Annotated in this window: 4 protein-coding genes; 1 reads left to right on the top strand and 3 read right to left on the bottom strand. The window is 29.1% G+C overall.

Annotated elements, in window-relative coordinates:
• Positions 1-119 precede the first annotated feature (119 nt).
• Positions 120-1277 (bottom strand): cysteine desulfurase family protein, encoded by a 1158-nt coding sequence (locus Q0649_RS01850; RefSeq protein WP_298836651.1) that lies wholly within the window; start codon positions 1275-1277, stop codon positions 120-122.
• A 321-nt stretch (positions 1278-1598) separates the two neighbouring features.
• Between Q0649_RS01850 and Q0649_RS01845 the strand changes: the two genes are divergently transcribed.
• Positions 1599-2501: a DMT family transporter gene (locus Q0649_RS01845; protein WP_298836648.1), complete on the top strand. Its 903-nt coding sequence runs from the start codon at positions 1599-1601 to the stop codon at positions 2499-2501.
• Between the two features lie 62 nt (positions 2502-2563).
• On the opposite strand, the gene Q0649_RS01840 is transcribed toward Q0649_RS01845, so the two are convergent.
• Both Q0649_RS01840 and Q0649_RS01835 read right to left on the bottom strand, forming a co-directional pair.
• Positions 2564-3160, bottom strand: a complete 597-nt coding sequence (locus Q0649_RS01840) for a metallophosphoesterase (protein ID WP_367179334.1) — start codon at positions 3158-3160, stop codon at positions 2564-2566.
• A gap of 24 nt (positions 3161-3184) precedes the next feature.
• Entirely contained in the window at positions 3185-5095 is a 1911-nt protein-coding gene (locus Q0649_RS01835; protein ID WP_298836646.1) for a BMP family ABC transporter substrate-binding protein, read from the bottom strand.
• Between the last annotated feature and the right edge of the window lie 414 nt (positions 5096-5509).

The following is a 5509-nucleotide window of genomic DNA, read 5'->3' as shown; positions in this document are numbered from 1 at the left end:
TTTAAAAAAATCTCCGGCGCAAATTTTACAAGTATTAATTTTCTCATCTTTTGACACTCCTCATTTCTTATAATAGAAATTTCATCTAATTCTTAGCTGTTAAGCTAATTCTTAGCTGTTTATCTCTTATTCATCTTTCGTAAGAACTTTAATGATTTATTTAATTCGATTATAACATAGTCTACTTCATCTTTATTATTTGATTCGCAAAAACTAAATCTTATAGTTCCTACTTGCTCGTCACCCGTCCTACCAATAGCTTTTAATATCTCGCTGGTCTTATGGCTTTTCGATGAACATGCAGATCCTGTAGAAACATATATACCCTTTTGTTCTAATGCATGAAGAAGCACCTCTCCTTTTACACCTTTAAAGGTCACACTTAAAATATAAGGTGTAAAGTAAGGATCTATTGGACTATTGATTATAACACCATCTACCTCTTTAAGTTTTTCTATGAAATACTTTTTCACCTCTAAAACTTTATTAAAATTTTCATGCTGATTTTTAAATACTATTTGTACCGCCTCAGCAAAACCCGCAATACCTGCAAGATTTTCTGTACCCGATCTTAAATTTTTCTCTTGACCTCCACCATTTATTAAACTAGTAGGTATAAGTCCCTTTCTTACATATGCAAATCCAACTCCACGTGGTCCGTGTATTTTATGCGCACTTGTAGATAATAAATCAATCTTCGCCTTTTGAACATCAATAGGAATTTTCCCATAACTTTGTACTGCATCTACATGAAATTTAACCCTACTACTTTTCTCTTTAATTAGTTTTCCTATTAACTCAATATCCTGCACTACTCCTATTTCATTGTTAACATGCATTATACTAACAACTTGAGTATCCTTAGTTATACTTCCTATAAGAGCATCTATATCAATCCTACCGCTATCATCTACATCAATATAAGCAACCTTTACCCCTGAATCTTCAAGTGCTTTAAAAGTGTTAAGTATACTTGGATGTTCAATTTTAGTAGTTATTATATCAGCATTTAATTTACTTTGCGATGGTTTAGAAAATCCTTTTATAAGGAAGTTATTACTTTCACTACCGCCTGATGTAAATATTATCTCCTCACTACTAGCATTTATACTTTTAGCAATACTGGTACGCATCTCCCTAAGTTTTTGCTCTGCCTTAAACCCTAAACTATGTGCTGAAGATGGATTTCCATAATAATTTCTCATTGTACTTGCGAGTGTCTCAATGACCTCTTCATAAGGCTTGGTTGTCGCACTGTTATCTAAATATATTTCCATGTTTTTATCTCTCTCCTCTTAAATTATCTTCATTGGTGCCACTATATTAATTCTTAGCCTTTTGCTCTACTATATTTAATTATAAATATGTTAATTATTAATGTCAATAACTAAAAAAGAAGCATAAATCACTTTAATATACAATGATTAAAGTATGTAGATTAGTAATTAATAATATAAAATGTTATGATGATTACTAGTCAAAGTTATAATAAAAAAAAGAAATAAATAATATTTATAATCCTCTTAAATTTATAGATTCGATCTTCATAGATTTAAATCTGGATTAATAACTAACAATAATATAAAGGAGAAATAACTATGATAAATATCGTTAGAAAAAAGAGCATCCTCGCTGATATGTCTTTGTTAATAGTTGCACTTGTTTGGGGTGGTGGTTTTATAGCTGTAAAAGGAGCCCTAGATACTATTTCGCCTTTTTATATAATGGCAATTCGATTTAGTATTTCTGTGTTAATTATGTTACTAGTTTTCAGAAAAAAAATTAAATTTATTACTAAAAACGATATATTCATTGGAACTATAGTTGGAATCCTTCTATTTTTAGGATTTGCTGCTCAAACTGTTGGAATGAAATATACAACAGCTGGTAAAAATGCTTTCTTAACTGGAACTAATGTAGTTATCGTTCCCTTTCTTTATTGGATAATTAGCAAAAAAAGACCAGATGCTTTTTCACTAATCTCTGCTTTCCTTTGTTTTATTGGAATAGGAATGCTTACCTTAGATGGAGGTATACATATTGGTCTTGGGGACGGTTTAACATTATTATGTGCAGTATTCTTCGCTGCTCATATTGTTTCTGTTGGATTTTTTGCAAAAAAATTTGATGTTATATTACTTGTAATAATCCAGTTAGGGGTTTCTGCAATACTCTCAATTATTGCAGCATTAATATTTGAACCAATTCCACATTCCTTAAACTCAAGTACAATATTTGCACTTGGTTATTTAGGAATTTTTAGTACTATGCTTGCATTTGTTGTACAAAATGTAGCACAGAAATACACCACTTCTACCCATACCGCTATTATTTTATGTTTAGAATCAGTTTTCGGCTGTATTCTATCTGTTATAATGCTTCATGAGATATTTACATCAAAAATGGTACTCGGATGCTTAACTATATTCCTTGCAATTATAACCACAGAAACTAAATGGAAGTTTTTAAACTTCAAAAAAATAAAAAACACTAATGTGTAATATAATTATCGACCATTTGCATTACATGTATATGGTCGATAATTACAAAACTCTTAGGCTTCTTATATTTCAATAATATGATATCTAAAAGCATTTATAACTGTAGTATCATTATAAATTCTTACCCTATCCTTTTTCCCATAGTTTAAATGCTGATGACCATAGAAAAAATATTTAGGAGAATATTTGTCTATTATATTTATAAATGTTTGGAACCCTCTATGACAAGGATCTTCTCCATCACCCAAACCTTTTGCCGGTGAATGGGTTACTAATATATCAAATCCTTTTTTTCTCCATAAACACATTTTTAATTTTGAAACCCTCTTTTGCATTTCCCTTTCCGAATATTGAAAAGGTCCTTTATTATAGGCAATTGATCCACCTAGACCTAAAATTCTAATATTTTTATATACTATAACCTTATCATCAATTGATATACATCCACCTGGTGGTTTTTCTAAGAAAGATTTATCATGATTTCCATTAACATAAAATATAGGGGCTTTAATCATGTCAGCTAAAAATTCTAAATAATCAGCTTTTAAATCTCCACAGGAAATTACAATTTCAATATCTTTAAATCTTTCATGATCAAAATGCTCCCAAATATAATCATCTTCAACATCTGAAACTAATAAAATCTTAATTTTAAACACCTACTTATCTTTCGAATATTTTGTTTATTTCTGGGGAATTTCCGAAACAACATTGTCCACAAACCATTTCATATATAACATATCTTCGTAATTTCCTATATCACCATCAGCTATTCTAATTTGCCCACCTGTATCAACTATTGGTCCAGCAAAAGTGTGAAATTTATTTTCAATAATCATCTCTCGCATTATATCTATTAACTTTTGAGTTTGAATTGGAACCTTATGTTTTGAATAAATAATATCCACTAATTTTGAATCCATCCCCCACCAAAAGCTCACTCGTTTAGATTCAGTACTAAAAATACCTTTAAAACTACCATTTACGATATTTCTAAGTATTTTCTCATAAAACTGCCCCCAATCCCACGTAATTAAAGCATAATTTATCTCTGGTATCCATTTTGACTCATTTTCATTATATTTTAATGAATATAATCCAAAATCTCTTGATCCCTTACCTAAAGCTATTAAATCATTCTGCATTATAAGATCTGCTCCACGGCTTTGAAGTTCTTGAATTAATTCTTTTGAATGAGTAACATCTCCAGTTTGATTCAGCCATGAAATTAAAACCTTTGCATTAGAATTCACAGTTTTAACACCAAGTGCAAAAGCATTAATTCCTGTTATAATCTCTGTTTCATTATAAGTATCTATATATCCTATTATGTTTGATTTCGTAATGGCGCCTGCTATAAGCCCAAGCAAAAATCTTGGTTCATGAGACCTGCCAAAGTAAGTACTTACATTTCTATATGCTTTTACTGGAGAACAGTTAAAAAACTTAATATGCTCGTACTTAAGGGCTGCTCTAAGCGTTATATTAAGATACGATGGGCATGTTGTAAATATAATGTCATAACCCTCTTCGCACAATTTACTTAGCCTTTCATAACTATCATCTTTATCATTAAAATTATTTATAACAAAAGTTTCTATTTCATCACCTAATTGCTGCTGTGCATATATTCTTCCTAAGTTATGGACATAACTCCAACCTGATGTATCAATAGTTTTTTCAAAAACAAAAGCAACCTTTAATTTTTTAGATGGAACTACTAGATTCGTAAATGATGTTATAACATTCTTCTTATGAACATCAAACGGCTCTGTTTGAATTTCCACAGCATTATTTTTTGAAAGTATCCTAAGCTCAGTTAAAAATTTTTCAACTCTTCCCTTTCTCTTTGTTTCTATGAATTCATTTGAGATACCATAAATTTTTATATATTCTAAAAATGCATCTCCAGTTGTGATGTCTAATTTATCTCCGCCTAATTCATAAAATGTGTTCCTAAAAGGAAAATATACATTTTTTATAAAATGCTTGTATTTATTTGAAAATAAATACAGATCTGGTTCGTATTCATCTAAATATTTACTAAGTAAAGTAAAACTACCTTGCTTTGAAAACCAAATATCATTTATACCTGTCTTATTATTAAATTCTAAAAATTCATAATATATTTTATTTTTTAAGTCATTCTCATCTCTTTTAGGAACTAACCTAGTAACCTCTCCATCTATTGAATAAGCATCTACATATTTAAGTACACTTACCCGCTTATTTCCTTCCATAACATAAAATTCATTCATATACTCATATATTTTTATAGGGTCATCTATACCATCCTTAATATGATACGCATACACAGCTTGCCATTTTGAAGAAAACTCACTATTAATACTAGCTAAAGGAAGAAAGTTCGTTGCAAAATCTCTACTCCTTGTATAAAAATATGTTCCTACTATTTTTTTTAGTGGAATGTTTTTTAAGCCTAAGGGTATTTCTGCAACTATATCTATTTTCTTTAAAATATTATCTAATGATGATACATGTCCTAAGCTTCCTCTTAATATGTCTGCACTATATTTGGTTTTAGCTAATTTATTTGCTTTTTTATACTCATCAACAGATGAAAAATTCATCATACACTCACTCCCTTGTTTTTTAGCTCTTAATAACTATTACCACAACAATTTATTATTACATATATTATAGTATATTAGAATATATTTTACCATTAATCCGAATATAAAATAATTATATTTTTATAAAATATATTAAGTTTAATATCTTATAAAAATTCATTAATATATGAATCGTAAGAATTATAATGTTATAATATATATATGAATGTATATATTTGATACAATTTGAAATAATATTCTCCAAAACATATATAATACTTAAAAGAATAAATAAACATAAACTTATATAAGAAGGCGCTTACGTGAAATGGATAAGAAAAGATGTATTTAATTTAGCAATGCCCATAATGACAGAACAACTATTTGTTAGATCGGAAGAGCACACGTCTGAACTCCAGTCACCGCCTCTATCTC

It is taken from the genome of uncultured Clostridium sp., assembly GCF_937920395.1.
Taxonomy (GTDB): domain Bacteria; phylum Bacillota; class Clostridia; order Clostridiales; family Clostridiaceae; genus Clostridium_AD.
The sequence above is the reverse complement of the archived record's forward strand: the minus strand, read 5'-3'. Positions and strand labels throughout refer to the sequence as shown.

Coding starts and splice junctions, on each gene's coding strand:
- Q0649_RS01850 (WP_298836651.1), bottom strand. CDS start 1,277: ATGGAAATATATTTAGATAACAGTGCGACAACCAAGCCTTATGAAGAG.
- Q0649_RS01845 (WP_298836648.1), top strand. CDS start 1,599: ATGATAAATATCGTTAGAAAAAAGAGCATCCTCGCTGATATGTCTTTG.
- Q0649_RS01835 (WP_298836646.1), bottom strand. CDS start 5,095: ATGATGAATTTTTCATCTGTTGATGAGTATAAAAAAGCAAATAAATTA.